The 15,359-nt window shown below is 66.9% G+C and carries 17 protein-coding genes; 12 read left to right on the plus strand and 5 right to left on the minus strand.

Annotation, left to right across the window (positions count from 1 at the left end; all coding sequences use genetic code 11):
• Nucleotides 1–7 precede the first annotated feature (7 nt).
• Together QRN13_RS10250 and QRN13_RS10255 are read left to right on the plus strand one after the other, a co-directional pair.
• A complete protein-coding gene (locus QRN13_RS10250; protein ID WP_055754116.1) occupies nt 8–451 on the plus strand; it encodes an NUDIX domain-containing protein in 444 nt (147 codons plus the stop codon).
• 83 nt (nt 452–534) lie between these two features.
• The gene (locus tag QRN13_RS10255) at nt 535–714 is read left to right on the plus strand and encodes a CsbD family protein (RefSeq protein WP_055754117.1); all 180 of its coding nucleotides are present in this window, start codon (nt 535–537) and stop codon (nt 712–714) included.
• A gap of 68 nt (nt 715–782) precedes the next feature.
• Here QRN13_RS10255 and QRN13_RS10260 read toward each other — a convergent pair whose 3' ends face one another.
• The 3 genes from QRN13_RS10260 to QRN13_RS10270 are packed head-to-tail and all read right to left on the minus strand — an operon-like array spanning nt 783 to nt 3,051.
• Nucleotides 783–1,280 carry a hypothetical protein gene (locus QRN13_RS10260; protein WP_284877841.1) on the minus strand — a complete coding sequence of 166 codons (498 nt, stop codon included), beginning with the start codon at nt 1,278–1,280 and terminating at the stop codon, nt 783–785.
• Between the two features lie 44 nt (nt 1,281–1,324).
• A complete protein-coding gene (locus QRN13_RS10265) occupies nt 1,325–2,503 on the minus strand; it encodes a vWA domain-containing protein (RefSeq protein WP_284877842.1) in 1,179 nt (392 codons plus the stop codon).
• 20 nt (nt 2,504–2,523) lie between these two features.
• Entirely contained in the window at nt 2,524–3,051 is a 528-nt protein-coding gene (locus QRN13_RS10270) for a GNAT family N-acetyltransferase (protein ID WP_284877843.1), read from the minus strand.
• A 73-nt stretch (nt 3,052–3,124) separates the two neighbouring features.
• On the opposite strand from QRN13_RS10270, the gene QRN13_RS10275 reads away from it, so the two are divergent.
• From QRN13_RS10275 to dxs, 5 genes are all read left to right on the plus strand, one after another.
• Nucleotides 3,125–4,045, plus strand: coding sequence for a histone deacetylase family protein (locus QRN13_RS10275; protein ID WP_284877844.1), 921 nt, complete (start codon nt 3,125–3,127; stop codon nt 4,043–4,045).
• 41 nt (nt 4,046–4,086) lie between these two features.
• Nucleotides 4,087–4,749 (plus strand): histidine phosphatase family protein, encoded by a 663-nt coding sequence (locus tag QRN13_RS10280; protein ID WP_052247765.1) that lies wholly within the window; start codon nt 4,087–4,089, stop codon nt 4,747–4,749.
• Between the two features lie 48 nt (nt 4,750–4,797).
• A complete protein-coding gene (locus QRN13_RS10285) occupies nt 4,798–5,049 on the plus strand; it encodes an exodeoxyribonuclease VII small subunit (protein WP_017504472.1) in 252 nt (83 codons plus the stop codon).
• Nucleotides 5,050–5,128: 79 nt separating this feature from the next.
• The gene (locus tag QRN13_RS10290) at nt 5,129–6,004 is read left to right on the plus strand and encodes a polyprenyl synthetase family protein (RefSeq protein ID WP_066555007.1); all 876 of its coding nucleotides are present in this window, start codon (nt 5,129–5,131) and stop codon (nt 6,002–6,004) included.
• Nucleotides 6,005–6,061: 57 nt separating this feature from the next.
• Complete coding sequence (gene dxs, locus QRN13_RS10295) at nt 6,062–7,975, plus strand: 1-deoxy-D-xylulose-5-phosphate synthase (protein ID WP_284878068.1); 1,914 nt, start codon at nt 6,062–6,064, stop codon at nt 7,973–7,975.
• Nucleotides 7,976–7,980: 5 nt separating this feature from the next.
• Here the strand turns inward: dxs and QRN13_RS10300 are convergent, their stop codons facing one another.
• Entirely contained in the window at nt 7,981–8,712 is a 732-nt protein-coding gene (locus QRN13_RS10300; RefSeq protein ID WP_284877846.1) for an NYN domain-containing protein, read from the minus strand.
• A gap of 46 nt (nt 8,713–8,758) precedes the next feature.
• Nucleotides 8,759–9,688, minus strand: a complete 930-nt coding sequence (gene gcvA / locus QRN13_RS10305) for a transcriptional regulator GcvA (protein WP_066626336.1) — start codon at nt 9,686–9,688, stop codon at nt 8,759–8,761.
• 124 nt (nt 9,689–9,812) lie between these two features.
• Between gcvA and cysG the strand changes: the two genes are divergently transcribed.
• The 5 genes from cysG to QRN13_RS10330 are packed head-to-tail and all read left to right on the plus strand — an operon-like array spanning nt 9,813 to nt 15,232.
• Nucleotides 9,813–11,195 carry a siroheme synthase CysG gene (gene cysG / locus QRN13_RS10310; protein WP_284877847.1) on the plus strand — a complete coding sequence of 461 codons (1,383 nt, stop codon included), beginning with the start codon at nt 9,813–9,815 and terminating at the stop codon, nt 11,193–11,195.
• A complete protein-coding gene (locus QRN13_RS10315; RefSeq protein WP_284877848.1) occupies nt 11,192–11,467 on the plus strand; it encodes a DUF2849 domain-containing protein in 276 nt (91 codons plus the stop codon). The genes cysG and QRN13_RS10315 overlap by 4 nt, the downstream gene beginning before the upstream one ends.
• Entirely contained in the window at nt 11,467–13,134 is a 1,668-nt protein-coding gene (locus QRN13_RS10320; protein WP_284877849.1) for a nitrite/sulfite reductase, read from the plus strand. The genes QRN13_RS10315 and QRN13_RS10320 overlap by 1 nt, the downstream gene beginning before the upstream one ends.
• Complete coding sequence (locus QRN13_RS10325) at nt 13,121–14,197, plus strand: phosphoadenylyl-sulfate reductase (RefSeq protein WP_284877850.1); 1,077 nt, start codon at nt 13,121–13,123, stop codon at nt 14,195–14,197. The genes QRN13_RS10320 and QRN13_RS10325 overlap by 14 nt, the downstream gene beginning before the upstream one ends.
• A 36-nt stretch (nt 14,198–14,233) precedes the next feature.
• On the plus strand, nt 14,234–15,232 hold the full coding sequence (locus tag QRN13_RS10330; RefSeq protein ID WP_174085933.1) for a cysteine synthase A: 999 nt from the start codon (nt 14,234–14,236) through the stop codon (nt 15,230–15,232).
• The last annotated feature ends 127 nt before the right edge of the window (nt 15,233–15,359 follow it).

A 15,359-nucleotide genomic window follows, 5' to 3' on the forward strand; every position in this document is an offset into this window, starting at 1 on the left:
TTTCATCATGTTGCAGTTCGGCGTTCGCAAACCCGCTTCGGATTATCGTCACCGCGCCACCGCGTTCGGCATCGTCGAGCGTGAGGGCCTGATCGCCTGCGTGCGCGTCGAGCGCGAGGCCGGTCCTTATTTCGACCTTCCCGGCGGCGGCGTGGATATGGAAGAAACCGAGGTCCAGGCCCTGATCCGCGAATTCGTCGAGGAAACCGGCCTGACGGTTACGCCGCTGAACCGCATCGCCGAGGCCAGCCAGTATTTCGTGCGGTCCACGCGCGAGCCGGTGAACAACGTCGGCGGCTTCTGGACAGCGACCGTGGCGGCGGAAAATCCCGATGCGAAATGCGAGGACGATCATACGCTGGTGTGGCTGGATCCGACCTTCGCCATCTCGCGCTTGCGTCACGATTCCCACGCCTGGGCTGTCGCCGTCTGGCTCCGCCGCCCAAGCTGAGCTTTACGGAACAGGCCCTCAGCGAAGTCGTTTATTTTTCGAACCGCAACGCCACGTCGCGGCGATGAAAACAGGAGATTTCCATGGCTGATCATGACCGTATCGAAGGCGCCGCCAAAAACATCGGCGGCAAGATCAAGGAAGGCGTCGGCAAGCTGACCGGCGACACCAAGATGCAAGCCGAAGGCAAGGCCGATCAGGTCGAAGGCAAGGTCCAGAACGCCGTTGGCGGCGCCAAGGACAGCCTGCGCGACAAGGCCTAAGCCTTGCTAGAAATGCGCGAAAATGCGAAGCGCCGTCCGGGAAAGCGGGCGGCGCTTTTCTGTGTCGATCAATCCTTGTCGCCCCACAGCGTCAGCGACAGACCCTTCTTGTCCGCTGCATCGACTGGGCGGCACTCGGAGCTGAACCCGCCCTCGACCGGACGCGGACGACAATCCATTTCGCGCAGACTCGAGGGCGCGGCTGCCGTGCGCGACTGCGGGCCGCACTGGACCGCATAGTCCGAGCCCGCGGCGCTGGCCCGGATCATCTGGCAGTCGCCGGCCATGCCGCTCGGGCGCAGAGCCTCGGGCAGGTCGGACCCCATGGCGATGGCGAGTTGTTCGCGCACCTCGGTCTGGCATTCGGCCATGGACTTCTGGCCGCGCACCAGCGGACTGCACCGTGCGCGCTCGAAGCCGAACGGATCGGCAAGGCCCCAGGCAGGTATGTTGTGCTCGGGCGGCGGCGCGGGCGCTTCAACGACCGCCTCCGGCGCGGGCGCATCCCACACGACGGTCGGCGCAGTCTGTTGGAGGATCAACAAGGCGAAGGCGGCGGCGATCATGGCCGGACCCTTCGTGAAGTTTCAGGCGGTCGCCTGAACGTCCCCTACCTTGTCAGGGCGCGCATCGCCTTGTCGAGGCCTTCGAGCGTCAGCGGGAACATCCTCTGCTCCATCACCTCGCGCAACAGGCCGACGGAAGCGGTATAGTCCCAGTACCGCTCCTGGACGGGATTGAGCCAGACCGACTTCTCCCACTGCTGGCACGCCCGCTTCATCCAGACGGCGCCGGCCTCTTCGTTCCAGTGCTCGACGGAGCCGCCGGGCATGGTGATCTCATAGGGGCTCATCGTCGCGTCGCCGACGAAGATGGCGCGCCAATCGCCGGGGTATTTGTGCAGCAGATCCCACGTCGGGATCCGCTCGGTGTGGCGCCGGCGATTGTCCTTCCAGACGCCTTCGTAGAGGCAGTTGTGGAAGTAGAAGAACTCCAGGTTCTTGAACTCGGTCTTGGCAGCCGAGAACAGCTCCTCAACCAGCTTGATGTGACCGTCCATCGAACCGCCGATGTCGAGGAACAGCAGCACCTTGATGGTGTTGCGCCGCTCGGGCCGCATCTGGATGTCCAGCCAGCCCTGGCGCGCCGTGCCGTCGATGGTGCCGTCGATGTCCAGTTCCTCGGCCGCCCCCTCGCGCGCGAAACGGCGCAGGCGGCGCAAGGCCACCTTGATATTGCGCGTGCCCAGTTCGACCGTATCGTCCAGGTTCCTGAACTCGCGCTTCTCCCAGACCTTGACCGCCCGGCCGTGTTTGCCCGGCCCGCCGATGCGCACGCCTTCGGGATTGTAACCGCCGTGGCCGAAGGGGCTGGTGCCGCCCGTGCCGATCCATTTGGAGCCGCCGGAATGGCGTTCGTGCTGTTCCTCAAGCCGCTGCTTTAGCGTCTCCATCAGCTTGTCGAACCCGCCCAGCGCCTCGATCTGGGCCTTCTCCTCGTCGGTCAGATATTTTTCGTTCAGCAGCCGCAGCCAGTCCTCGGGAATGTCGGTGGTCAGGTCCTCGCCCGCCCCTACCGACTCGATCCCTTTGAACACCGTCCCGAACACCTGATCGAACCGGTCATAGTGTTTCTCGTCCTTAACCAGGACGGCGCGCGACAGGTGATAAAAGGCCTCGACCTCGCGCCCCGCCACGTCGCGATCCATGGCCTCCATCAGATGGAGCCATTCCTTCATCGACACCGGAACCTTGGCGTCACGCAGGGCAGTGAAGAAGGGCAGGAGCATGAGAGGGATGTGAACCCGGATCAGCCGCGCCGCAAGATGAACTCGTGGTCGCGCCAGGCGCCGACGGGATAGTCGTATTCTCCCGCCTTCTCGAAACCATAGGCGGCATAGAGGCGCTGGGCCTTGTCGTTGCCGCTCCAGACGCCGATCCACAGCGGTCCGTCCGTGTGGGTTTCCATCCAGTCCAGAGACAGCTTCAGCAGTCGGGTTCCAAGGCCCAGACCTTGCGCCGCCTTCGACACATAGAGCCGGCGCAATTCCATGTGCGACGGTCTGGCCTCGGGGTGGGGGAGGCCATTGGGCCCAGCGTTGGCGAAGGCCAGCAGCTCGCCGTCGCGGTCGGCCACCCACCAGGCGCAGTCGGGCTCCACCAACTTCTTCAGCGTCGGTTCCAGATCGAAATTGGCGTCCAGAAACGCGTTCAGGTCGGCTTTCGGGTAGGGGATGCCGAACCCCTCGACGAAGGTGTCGATAAAGGTCTGGCGCCCCAGGGCGCCCAGCGCGGCGGCGTCTTCGGGGCGGGCATGGCGGATCACGATTTCGGTCATGCGCCGGCTCTAGCGCGCGCCTTGGTGCGCGTCACGGGCGACAAGTCCGAAAGCCCGTCGTATCGTCGCTTCAATGTCTCTGCCGATCTTCACCCATCCGTCCATGCTGTCCCACACGCCTGGCGCGGGCCATCCCGAAAGTCCCGAGCGGCTGAAGGCGGTGCTGGATGCTCTGGATGACGCAGGCCTGGCCCGCGACCGGCGCGCCGCGACCCAGGCCGAGGTTGCGGATCTGGAGCGGGTGCATCCCGCCGCCTATGTCGCACGCCTGCTGGACGCCTCGCCGGTCGCCGGCATGATCCAGCTGGATGCCGACACCGTCCTTTCACCTGGCAGCGTGCCGGCGGCGCGGCTGGCGGCCGGGGCGGCGATCGATGCGGTGCGAGCCGTGGCGCGGGGCGAGATGGATCGCGCCTTCGCCGCCGTGCGTCCGCCGGGCCACCACGCCGAGCCGGACCGCGCGATGGGGTTCTGCCTGTTCTCCTCCGTCGCCGTCGCGGCGCGCGCGGCCCAGGCCGAAGGGATGGCGCGGGTGGCGGTGGTCGATTTCGACGTTCACCACGGCAATGGCACCCAGGCGGCGTTCGAAGACGACGACAGCCTGTTCCTGGCCTCCATCCACCAGATGCCGCTCTATCCCGGTACGGGCGCCGCGTCAGAGACGGGCGTCGGCAATATCGTCAACGCCCCCGTCGCGCCCCATGCGGCGCGCGAGAACTGGCGCGCGACCTTCGCTGGCGGGTTGATGCCGGCGCTGGAATCGTTCCGGCCGGACCTGATCCTGATCTCGGCCGGTTTCGACGCCCACCGGCGCGATCCGCTGGCGCATCAGTCGCTGGAGGCGGAGGATTTCGCCTGGGCGACGCGTGCGATTCTGGAGGTCGCGCGTCGGACCTGTTCGGGCAAGGTTGTGTCGGCGCTTGAGGGCGGTTACGACCTTGAAGGACTAGGCCGCTCTGCGGTCGCCCACGTCGCTGCGCTCGGGGAGGACTGAGGACGCTTAACGCCTTGAAACCAAAGGCCCGTCCGTTTGTCATGTCAGCCCCCGCCCTGTCCCTCGATTCGACCGAACCGTCCGTGTCTCCGCCTGACGCCGCGCCATCCGTTGGCGCGCTTGTCGCTGTCCGTCCTGGCGCCATCATTCTGACGCGTCACGGCGAGCCGGCCCTGTCGCGCAAATGCCTGATCTCGGCGCGCCAGTACGGCGACTGGTGGGCGAAGTATGAGATCGGCGGCCTGCTGGCCGGCCAGACCCCGCCGCCCGAACTCGTTGCGGCCGCCCAAGGGGCCGGGGCCATCTACGCCTCGACCCGTCAGCGCGCCCAGGAAACCGCCGCTGCTGTCGCGGCGGGGCGCGAGGTCATGGCTGATGTCATGTTCATCGAGGCGCCCTTGCCGCCGCCGCCGATTCCGGAATGGATCAAGCTGTCGCCCAAATGGTGGGGCGTGGTGTCGCGTTTCTGGTGGCATGCTTTCGATCATCACGGCGGCCAGGAAACCCGCGCCCAGGCCGAGGCGCGCGCCGATCAGGCGGCGCAAAAGTTGATCGCGCGAGCCGAGAGCGGTCAGGACGTGCTGGTCTTCGCCCATGGCTATTTCAACCATATGGTCGGGCGCGCGCTGAAGGCCGACGGCTGGAAGCTGGTTCAGAACCAGGGCTTCAAATACTGGTCGCAGCGTCGCTACGAGAAACGATAGCCGCTTCTGACGTTGATGCGCCCCGCGCGCGCCTCTAGGGTCCGCGCCATGACCGATACCGCCGCCGCCATCCCCGCCGATCTCAGCTTCGAAGACGCCCTGAAGCGCCTGGAGACCATCGTGTCTCGCCTGGAATCCGGCCAGGCGCCGCTGGAAGAATCGATCGCCCTCTATGAAGAGGGCGCCAAGCTGAAGGCGCATTGCGAGGCGCGGCTGAAGGCGGCTCAACTGCGTGTGGAAAAGATCGTGGTCGGCCCGGACGGTCAGGCCAAGGGCGTCGAGGCGGCGTCGTTCGAATGATCCCTATGTCGTCTTCGAGCCTGGTCTGGAGCCGGTTCTCGTGAACCGGGTCATCGCCGCGAACTCGCCGGAACAGGCGGTGATCGATCGCGTGGCTGAGGTCGCCGATCTGGTCACGGTCGCGCTGGATGAACTGCTGCCGCGCGCCGAGGGACCGGAATCCCGCCTGACCGAAGCGATGCGCTACGCGGCGCTGGGTCCCGGCAAACGCTTGCGGCCGTTCTTCGCGTTGGAGGCCGCACGCCTTTTCGACATCGATGAGCGATCGGTATTGCGCGCCGCCTGCGCGCTGGAATGCGTGCACGCCTACAGCCTGGTTCACGACGACCTGCCGTGCATGGACGACGACGATGTGCGCCGGGGCCGGCCGACCGTTCACCGGGCCTATGACGAGGCGACGGCAGTGCTGGCCGGCGATGCGCTGCAGACGGCCGCCTTTGACATCATCCTGCACGACGACACCCATGAGGATGCGGCCGTGCGCTGTGAACTGGCGGCGCGGCTGTCGCTGGCGTCCGGCGCGCGGGGCATGGCGGGCGGTCAGATGATCGATCTGCTGGGCGTGCGCGATGACCTCGGCGGCGTGGCGCGAATGCAGCGCCTGAAGACCGGCGCCCTGTTCGCCTATGCCTTCGAAATTCCCCTGATCATCGCCGACGCCTCGGCCCAACACCGTCATGCCCTGATCAGCTTCGCCCACGATGTCGGCCTGGCCTATCAGATCGTCGACGACCTGCTGGATGCCGAAGGCTCGGCCGAGGAAATGGGCAAGGCGGCCGGGGGCAAGGACGCGGCTCTCGGCAAGACCAACTTCGTCACCCTGCTGGGTCTGGAGGCGGCGCGGCAAAGGGTCGCGCATCTCGCAAACCAAGCCCGTTCGCATCTGGAGCCGTTCGGCGACGAGGCCGAAATCCTCAGGGCCAGCGTGGACTTTGTGCTAAAGCGCCGGTCCTGATACGAAACGTTGAAACGACCTGCGGGTTGATCGACCAGACTTTCCAAGGTTTTACGGCTGATGCCCGACACCCCGCTACTCGACACCGTCAAGACGCCCGCCGACACGCGGGACTTCGATATCGCCCAGTTGAAACAGCTGGCGCAGGAGGTGCGGGCCGAAACGATCGACGCCGTGTCCGTCACCGGCGGCCATCTCGGCGCGGGGCTGGGCGTGGTCGAACTGACCACGGCGCTGCACCATGTGTTCGAGACGCCCAAGGACATCCTGATCTGGGACGTCGGGCATCAGTGCTATCCGCATAAGATCCTGACCGGGCGGCGCGACCGCATCCGCACCCTGCGCCAGGGCGGCGGCCTGTCGGGCTTCACCAAGCGCAGCGAGAGCGAATACGATCCGTTCGGCGCCGCCCACGCCTCGACCTCGATCAGCGCCGCCCTGGGCTTCGCCGCCGCGCGCGACCAGAAGGGCGAGAAGAATCGCGTCGTGGCCGTCATCGGCGACGGCTCCATGTCAGCCGGCATGGCCTATGAGGCGATGAACAACGCCGCCGAGGCGACCAGCGGCCAACTGATGGTCATCTTGAACGACAACGACATGTCGATCGCGCCGCCGGTTGGCGGGATGAGCGCCTATCTGGCCGGCCTGGTGTCGGGCGGCGCCTATCAGAACGTCCGCCGCTTGGGCAAGACGGTGGCCCAGCACCTGCCGCGCCCCTTCCGCAAGGCGGCCAAGAAGGCCGAGGAATACGCCCGCGGCATGGTCACCGGCGGCACCTTCTTTGAGGAGTTGGGCTTCTATTACGTCGGTCCGATCGACGGCCACGACATGGACAATCTGGTGCCGATCCTGAAGAAGGCGGCCGCCATCGAGGACCGCCCGGTGCTCGTCCACGTCGTGACTCAGAAGGGCAAGGGCTACGCCCCCGCCGAAAGCAGCGCCGACAAGCTCCACGCGGTCGTCAAGTTCGACGTGGTCTCGGGCAAGCAGGCCAAGGCCATCTCCAATGCGCCCAGCTACACCAAGGTGTTCGGAACCGAGCTGATCAAACACGCCAAGGTCGATCCGTCGATTGTGGCGATCACGGCGGCCATGCCGTCGGGCACGGGTCTGGACCTGTTCGGCCAGGCCTTCCCTGAGCGGACCTATGACGTGGGCATCGCCGAACAGCACGCGGTGACCTTCGCGGCCGGTCTCGCGGCGGACGGCATGAAGCCGGTCTGCGCGATCTATTCGACCTTCCTTCAGCGCGGCTACGACCAAGTGGTCCACGACGTGGCGATCCAGTCGCTGCCGGTGCGCTTCGCCATGGACCGGGCGGGCCTGGTCGGGTCGGACGGCGCCACGCACGCCGGATCGTTCGACATCGGCTTCATGGGCGCGCTGCCCGGCATGGTGCTGATGGCCGCCGCCGACGAGGGCGAACTGGCGGCGATGATCTCGACCAGTCTGGCCATCGACGACCGGCCCAGCGCCTTCCGCTATCCGCGCGGCGACGGCGTGGGCGTGGAGATCCCTGATCTGGCCGCCCCGCTGGAGATCGGCAAAGGTCGGATCGTGCGCGAGGGGACCTCGGTCGCCATCCTCAGCCTGGGCACCCGTCTGCAGGAATCGCTGAAGGCGGCGGATATGCTGGCCGCCAAGGGTGTCTCGGCCACCGTCGCCGACGCCCGCTTCGCCAAGCCGCTGGACGCCGATCTGATCCTGCGTCTGGCGCGCGAGCACGAGGCCCTGATCACGGTTGAAGAAGGCGCCATGGGCGGCTTCGGCGCCTTCGTGCTGCAACTGCTGGCCGAAAAGGGCGCGCTGGACGGCGGGCTCAAGATCCGCACCCTGAACCTGCCCGACGTCTTCCAGGACCAGGATGCGCCCATGGCGATGTACGCCCAGGCCGGCCTGAACGCCGAACACATCACCGCCGCCGCGCTTCAGGCCCTCGGCGTTTCCGCGAGCCAAGCCGTCCGCGCGTAAACGCGTCAGGCGCGGTCGCGAATTCGCATCGCGCCGCGTTCGCCGGTCTCGACCTCGAACCGGCCGGTGGCGCGGATCAGGTCTGACAGCTTGGCGTAGCCATAGGTGCGCTGATCGAAGTCGGGATGGGCGTTGCGCAGCCGATTGCCGATGCCGCCCACCGCCACCCAGCCGTCGCCGTCCTCGTCCATGTCGGCGATGATGGCCGCGATCAGTCGCGCCGCTTCGGATGGCTTGCGCTTGGTCGCCGGCGCCTCGGCCACGGGCGACTTGGCCCCGGCGTCGACTGTAACCGGCGCGATCAGGTTCTCGGTATAGATGAAGCGGGTGCAGGCCTGACGGAAGCTTTCGGGCGTCTTCTGCTCGCCGAAACCATAGACATCGACGCCTTCCTCGCGGATGCGCGCCGCCAGTCGGGTGAAGTCAGCGTCCGACGACACCAGGCAGAAACCGTCGAATCGCCCTGAATGCAGCAGGTCCATCGCATCAATGACCAAGGCGATGTCGCCCGAGTTCTTGCCCTTGGTGTTGGCGAAGTTCTGCTGCGGCTGGATGGCGAAACGGGCCAAAACCCGCGTCCAGCCGGCGATCTGCGGGCTGGCGAAGTCGCCATAGATGCGTCGCGCCGAGGCCTCGCCCAAGGTGGCGATTTCGCTGAAGAGCGCCTCTGCGATGCGGGCGGAAGCGTTCTCCGCATCGATCAGGACCGCGAGGCGAGGGGCCTTGTCGTCAGCCATGGCGGATGTCCTTTTCCTGCGCCGCCAATCTGCGGTGCAACGAACCCTACAACTGACCCATCGTATTGTCGTGATCCACGGCCTGTTTCTTCAGCCAGCCGACAAAAGCGGTCGCGCTGGGCGAGGGCGGCCGGTCGCGGGGCTGGACGACGTAGTAGGCGAAGCCGACCGCCTCGGACCCGTCAGGGAAGGGCGCGACCAGTCGCCCTGACGCCAAGTCCGCCTGGGCCAGGGTGCGTTTGGCCAGGGCCACGCCGCGCCCCGATATGGCGGCCTCGATCAACAGACCTGACTGGTTGAAGCGCGAGCCGCGTCGCGGGTCGGGGTGACGGATGCCCCGCGCCTTCAACCACATGGCCCAGTCCGGGCGGCTGGGATCGCCATCGTTGGACATGTCGTGCAACAGGGTGTGTCCGATCAGGTCGGCCGGTTTGCGGATCGGCTTTTCGCCATCCATCAGCGATGGGGCGCAGACAGGCAGAACCGTCTCGGTCATCAGCCGATCAACCGTAAGGCCGGGATAGTCGCCGGGACCGTAGCGCACCGCCAGATCGACCTTGCCCTCGCTCAGGTCCGCCGGCTCCATGTCTGCCGAGATCCACAGTTCGATCTCGGGATGGGCGGTATGGAAGTCGTCCATGCGCGGCATCAGCCATTTGGAAGCGAAGCCGGGCGCTACGCTAATCGACACCTGTTTGCGACGCGGGGGTTCGCGCAACAGGGCCGAGGCGTCCATCAGCCGCTCGAACCCCTCGCGCAGCAGCGGCACGGACGAGCGGCCCAGATCGGTCAGTTGCAGGCCCCGCGCCTCGCGCACGAACAGCGGCCCGCCGACGATGTCTTCCAAGAGGCGGATTTGCTGGCTGACCGCGCCCGGCGTCACTGACAGTTCGTCGGCGGCGCGCGAGAAGTTCAGATGCCGCGCGGCGGCCTCGAAGGCGCGCAGGGCGTTGAGCGGGAGCAGGGGACGGGCCATCGCGGATAGAAATCCTATCAGCGAGACAAAGGCAATCTGGTTTGCGGCTCTGGACGGGGAAGACGAAGGTTCGCGCCCTGCCGTCGTCCCTGTTTCCTCTCCCGACGGCCCAGAAAGCAAGACGATGCGTGTATTTCTCGCCTCCATTCCCCTGGAGGCCGCAAAGATCGTGATCATCGGCGGCGGTGAACCCGCCCTGGCCAAGCTGCGACTGTTTCTGAACACGCCGGCGCAGCTGCTGTGGTTCGCACCGGACGGGGCGCCGCCCCGGATGGAAATCCCGCTGAGCGCGCCGGAGCCGGTGCTGCGTGCGCCAGAGGCTGAAGATCTGGCCGGTGCACGGCTCGTGTTCATGGCGCTGGACGACGCGGATGAACTCGTGCGGCTGGGCCATCTCGCGCGGGCGGCGGGGGCCCAGGTCAATGTGGTGGACAAGCCGCATCTGAGCGATTTCCAGACCCCGGCCCTGATCGATCGCGACGAGGTCGTGATCGGCGTGGCGACCGGCGGATCGGCGCCCATCCTGGCGCGTGACATCCGCACGGCCATCGAGGGCGTACTGCCCGCCGGACTGGCGAATGTGGCGCGGCTGGCGCGCGAGTTGCGCGACACGGTCAAGGCCAGCGTGCCAGACTTCATGGCGCGCCGGCGCTTCTGGGAAAAAGCCTTCCGGGGTCCGGCCGCGACGCTGGCGGCGGAAGGTCGGACGGCCGAGGCGCGGCGCGAGATACTGCGCCTGTTGAACTCGGCTGCACCCGAACAGGGCGTGGTCCATATCGTCGGCGCCGGGCCGGGCGATCCCGAACTGCTGACTCTGAAGGCGCTGCGCGTGTTGCAGGACGCCGACGTCATCATCCACGACCGTCTGGTGCCCGAGGCGGTGCTGGAACGGGCGCGACGCGACGCCAAGCGGCTTTATGTCGGCAAGGCGCGCGGCGAACATTCGGTGCCCCAGGACCAGATCGAGGCCCTGATGATCGAGGAGGCCAAGGCCGGCCACCGCGTCGTGCGGCTAAAGGGCGGCGATCCCTTCGTCTTCGGTCGCGGCGGCGAGGAGCTGGAGGCCATGCGGGCGGCCGGTGTTCCCGTCTTCGTGGTGCCGGGCGTCACGGCGGCCCTGGCCTGCGCGGCCTCGGCGGGGATTCCGCTGACCCATCGCGACCACGCCCAAGCGGTGACGTTCGTGACGGCCCAGGCCAAGCCGGGCGGCGTCGAGGCCGACTGGACGCGGTTGGCGGGCCCCAACCACACCTTGGCCATCTATATGGGCACGGACCGAGCCGAGGAGACGGCTGCGCGCCTGATTGCGGCGGGGCGCTCGCCCTCGACACCCGTCGCCATTGTCGAGAACGGCAGCCGCCCGGACGAGCGGGTTCTGACCGGGCGTCTGGACGGGTTGGGCGCGATGGTGCGCGGCGCGAACCTCGCCGGCCCGGCTCTGTTGTTCGTCGGCGAGACGGCGGCCTTCTCGGCGTCGGTCGAGACGCGGACGGAGGCGGCGGCGTGAAGATCGTGACCGCAAACCGCCTGTCGGACGGTCGCGTCATCTATGCAGGCGTCGAGAACCAGCCGGTCGAGCACATCGACCAGGCTTCGATGCTGGACGAGACGGCGGCCGAGGTCGTGCTGGCTGATGTCGCCGGGCGGCCGGACGTCTTCGTGAATCCCTATCTGTTCGACGTTCAGGACCGCACGCCGTCAGGGCGTGACCGACTCAAGGAGCGCATCCGCTCGGCCGGGCCGACCGTCGGTCACAGCGTCGTCGGAGGCGTGGGCTGATGTATCGCTATGACGAGTTCGACCACGCCTTGGTGCGTGAACGGGTTGAGGAATTCTCAGACCAGGTGGCGCGGCGCGCATCCGGCGCCCTGACCGAGGACGAGTTCAAGCCGCTGCGGCTGATGAACGGCGTCTATCTGCAACTGCACGCCTATATGCTGCGCGTCGCCATTCCCTATGGGGTGATGAGCAGTCGTCAAATGCGTCGGCTGGGCCATATCGCGCGGACCTATGACAAGGGCTACGGTCACTTCACCACCCGCTGCAACATCCAGTACAACTGGCCGGCCCTGACCGACCTGCCGGCGATCCTCAGCGACCTGGCCGATGTCGAGATGCACGCCATCCAGACCAGCGGCAACTGCATCCGCAACACCGCGACAGACGTCTTCGCCGGCGCCGCCGACGACGAGATCGAGGATCCGCGTCCTTGGTGCGAGATCATCCGCCAGTGGTCGACGATCCACCCGGAATTCAGCTTCCTGCCGCGCAAGTTCAAGATCGCGGTTATCGGGGCCGAGAAGGACCGGGCGGCGATCCGCACCCACGATGTCGGCCTGCAGATCGTGAAGGGCGACGATGGTGGAACGGCCTTCCGCGTCTTCGTCGGCGGCGGACAGGGACGTTTGCCCCATATCGGTCAGGAGATCGCCCCGGCGGTCCCGGCGGCGGACCTGCTGGCCTATCTGACCGCCATTCTACGGGCTTGGAACCTGGAGGGTCGGCGTGACAACATCCACAAGGCGCGGATCAAGATCCTGGTCGCCTCGCTGGGCATCGAGGCCTTCCGCGAGGAGGTGGACAAGCATTACGCCACCTTGCGCCGTGAGGATCTGCGCATCCCCGAGGACGAGGCCGCGCGAATTCAGGCCTATTTCGCCTCGCCGCCGTTCGAGGCTCTGTCCAAGGTCAGCGGCCCGTTCGACCGCGCCCTGCTGGCCGATCCGGACTTCGCTCGATTTGCGAGGAACAACGTCCGTCGTCACCGTCAACCGGGTTACGCCTCGGTGGTGGTGTCGTTGAAGCCGGTCGGCGGGGTGCCGGGCGACATCACGGCGGACCAGATGGACGTGGTGGCGGACCTGGCCGAGCGCTATTCGTTCGACGAACTGCGCGCCGCCTATGAGCAGAATCTGGTCCTGCCGCATGTGAAGCTGGACGACGTGCCGACTCTGTGGCGAGCGCTGCGAGAGGCGGGGCTGGCGACGGCCAACGCCGATCTGGCGACCGACGTGATCGCCTGCCCGGGCCTGGACTATTGCAGCCTCGCCAACGCCCGCTCGATCCCGGTGGCCCAGGCCCTGTCGAAGCGGCTGGCGGACATGGACTATCAGGAGAAGCTGGGGCCGGTCCGCATCAATATGAGCGGCTGCATCAACGCCTGCGGCCACCACCACGTCGGCCACATCGGCGTCCTGGGCGTCGATCGCAAAGGCGAGGAATACTATCAGATCACCGTCGGCGGCTCCCCCGACGAACAGGCGGCGCTGGGCGACATTGTCGGCAAGAGCCTGCCGGCTGATGACGTCGCGCCCGCCATTCAGCGGACCCTCGACCGCTATCTGCAAATCCGCACGGACGGCGAGCGGTTCATCGACACGGTGCGCCGCGTCGGACCCGATCCCTTCCGCGACGCCATCTATGAGACGCTCGATGCAACGGCTTGAGGGCATACAGAACGGGCTGCGCCTGTCGGTGACGACCCCGCTGGAGGAGGTCGAGGCCGCCGCCGCAAGCGAAGATACGCTGGTGCTGGAGTTCGACGCCTTCCGCGACGGACGCGGCTTCTCGCTGGCGGCGGTGCTGCGAGAGCGCGGTTACGCCGGGCGGCTGATCGCGGCGGGCAAGGTGCTGCCGGATCAGGCGCGACACCTGCGGCGTTCGGGCTTCGATGCGGTGGAACTGGCCGAGGGCGCGGATGCGGCCGCCTGGGACCGCATGGATCAGGCGTTCAGCGCCGCCTACCAGCCCGCCGTGGATCCCGCACCGACGATCTGGCAGCGGCGGCTCGCGGCGTCCAACGACCGCGATCTGGACGCGCTGGCCGAACGGCTGAACCGCGAGACCGAGGGGCAAGACGCGTCCGAAATCCTGAAGGCGGCGTTGGATCCGGCGCTGGGCCTGCGGGTCGGCGCCATCTCGTCATTCGGCGCCGAGTCCGCCGCCCTTCTGGACATCATCGCCGGCGAGGACAAAACCGTGCCGGTGATCTTTCTGGAGACGGGCCAGCATTTCCTCCAGACCCTGTCCTATCGCACCCAGCTGACCAAGGCGCTGGGCCTGACTGATGTGCGGCTGGTCACGCCGGATGCGGGCGAGAAGGCTGCGCTGGATGCGCGCGATGACCTGTGGAAGACCGACGCCGACGCCTGCTGCGACCTGCGGAAGGTGCGGCCGCTGGCGCGTGCCACAGCGGAGTTCAATGCTCTGATCACCGGGCGGAAACGCTATCAGGCCGCGACGCGGGCAAAGCTGAAGCCGTTCGAGGTGTTGGACGGGGTGCTGCGGATCAATCCCCTGGCGAACTGGGACGCCGACGACGTGGAAGCCTGGCTGGAGGAGAACGATCTGCCGCGCCATCCGCTGGTCGAACAGGGCTACCGATCCATCGGCTGCTGGCCTTGCACCCACGCGGTTCAGGACAGCGAAGATGCGCGCGCCGGACGCTGGTCGGGCATGGACAAGGTCGAGTGCGGCATCCACTTAGGGCAACGCCAGGCCGCCGCCTGATCCGCCCTGTTTCGACCTTCGCCTGAAAGCCCAACTTTGTCCGCTACGTCATCCGTCATCGACCTGATCGGCAATACGCCGTTGGTGCGCCTGAACCGCCTGTCTGACGCGACCGGCTGCGAAATCCTGGGTAAGGCCGAGTTTCTGAATCCCGGCGGCTCGATCAAGGATCGCGCGGCCCTGTCGATCGTGCAGGGCGCGCGGGCGTCGGGCGCGCTGAAACCCGGCGGGACGATCGTCGAGGGCACGGCCGGCAACACCGGAATCGGCCTGGCCCTGGTCGGGGCCGCCTTGGGTCATCCGGTCGTCATCGTCATTCCACGCACCCAGTCGGAAGAGAAGAAGTCCGCCATCCGCTCGCTGGGCGCGCGCCTGGTCGAGGTGGACGCCGCGCCCTTTTCCAGCCCGAACCATTTCGTCCACTATTCCGGGCGTCTGGCCGCCGAACTGAACGACAGCGAAGAGGCCGGCGCCATCTGGGCCAATCAGTTCGACAACACCGCCAACCGCGAGGCCCACTACAACACGACCGGCCCCGAAATCTGGACGCAGACAAACGGTCAGGTCGACGCCTTCGTTTCGGCCGTCGGCTCAGGCGGGACCATCGCCGGCGTCGGCGCCTATCTGCGCGAGCAGAAGCCGGATGTGACCATCGCCCTGGCCGATCCAGCGGGCGCGGCCATGTTCAACTGGTTCACCAAGGGCGAGATGACGGGCGAGGGATCGTCGATCACCGAGGGGATCGGCGTGGCCCGCATCACCGGCAATCTGGAAGGCTTCAGACCCGACTACGCCTATCGGATCGAGGACGCGGAGTTTCTGCCGATCCTGTTCGACCTCGTGAAGCACGAAGGCCTGTCGCTGGGCGGATCGGCGGGGGTGAACATCGCCGGCGCGGTGCGGCTGGCGCGCGAGTTTGGGCCAGGCAAGACCATCGTGACCTGCCTGTGCGATCCCGGCTCGCGCTATGCGTCCAAGCTGTTCAACCCGGAATTCCTGCGGTCGAAAGGTTTGCCGGAGCCGGACTGGGCGTAAGCCCATCGTCTCCTCCCCACTTGTGGGGAGGGGGACCGCAAAGCGGTGGAGGGGCTCTTGAAGTCCCACAAGCGGCCTGTGATGCGGCTAAGAACCCCTCCGTCTCTCCGCTTCGCTCCGAGCCACC

The sequence above is a fragment of the Brevundimonas sp. MEB006b genome (assembly GCF_030209705.1).
Classification (GTDB): Bacteria; Pseudomonadota; Alphaproteobacteria; order Caulobacterales; family Caulobacteraceae; genus Brevundimonas.

Coding starts and splice junctions, on each gene's coding strand:
- QRN13_RS10280 (WP_052247765.1), top strand. CDS start 4,087: ATGTCAGCCCCCGCCCTGTCCCTCGATTCGACCGAACCGTCCGTGTCT.
- QRN13_RS10260 (WP_284877841.1), bottom strand. CDS start 1,280: ATGATCGCCGCCGCCTTCGCCTTGTTGATCCTCCAACAGACTGCGCCG.
- QRN13_RS10320 (WP_284877849.1), top strand. CDS start 11,467: ATGTATCGCTATGACGAGTTCGACCACGCCTTGGTGCGTGAACGGGTT.
- QRN13_RS10265 (WP_284877842.1), bottom strand. CDS start 2,503: ATGCTCCTGCCCTTCTTCACTGCCCTGCGTGACGCCAAGGTTCCGGTG.
- QRN13_RS10255 (WP_055754117.1), top strand. CDS start 535: ATGGCTGATCATGACCGTATCGAAGGCGCCGCCAAAAACATCGGCGGC.
- QRN13_RS10250 (WP_055754116.1), top strand. CDS start 8: ATGTTGCAGTTCGGCGTTCGCAAACCCGCTTCGGATTATCGTCACCGC.
- gcvA (WP_066626336.1), bottom strand. CDS start 9,688: ATGGCCCGTCCCCTGCTCCCGCTCAACGCCCTGCGCGCCTTCGAGGCC.
- QRN13_RS10300 (WP_284877846.1), bottom strand. CDS start 8,712: ATGGCTGACGACAAGGCCCCTCGCCTCGCGGTCCTGATCGATGCGGAG.
- QRN13_RS10270 (WP_284877843.1), bottom strand. CDS start 3,051: ATGACCGAAATCGTGATCCGCCATGCCCGCCCCGAAGACGCCGCCGCG.
- cysG (WP_284877847.1), top strand. CDS start 9,813: ATGCGTGTATTTCTCGCCTCCATTCCCCTGGAGGCCGCAAAGATCGTG.
- QRN13_RS10325 (WP_284877850.1), top strand. CDS start 13,121: ATGCAACGGCTTGAGGGCATACAGAACGGGCTGCGCCTGTCGGTGACG.
- QRN13_RS10285 (WP_017504472.1), top strand. CDS start 4,798: ATGACCGATACCGCCGCCGCCATCCCCGCCGATCTCAGCTTCGAAGAC.
- QRN13_RS10275 (WP_284877844.1), top strand. CDS start 3,125: ATGTCTCTGCCGATCTTCACCCATCCGTCCATGCTGTCCCACACGCCT.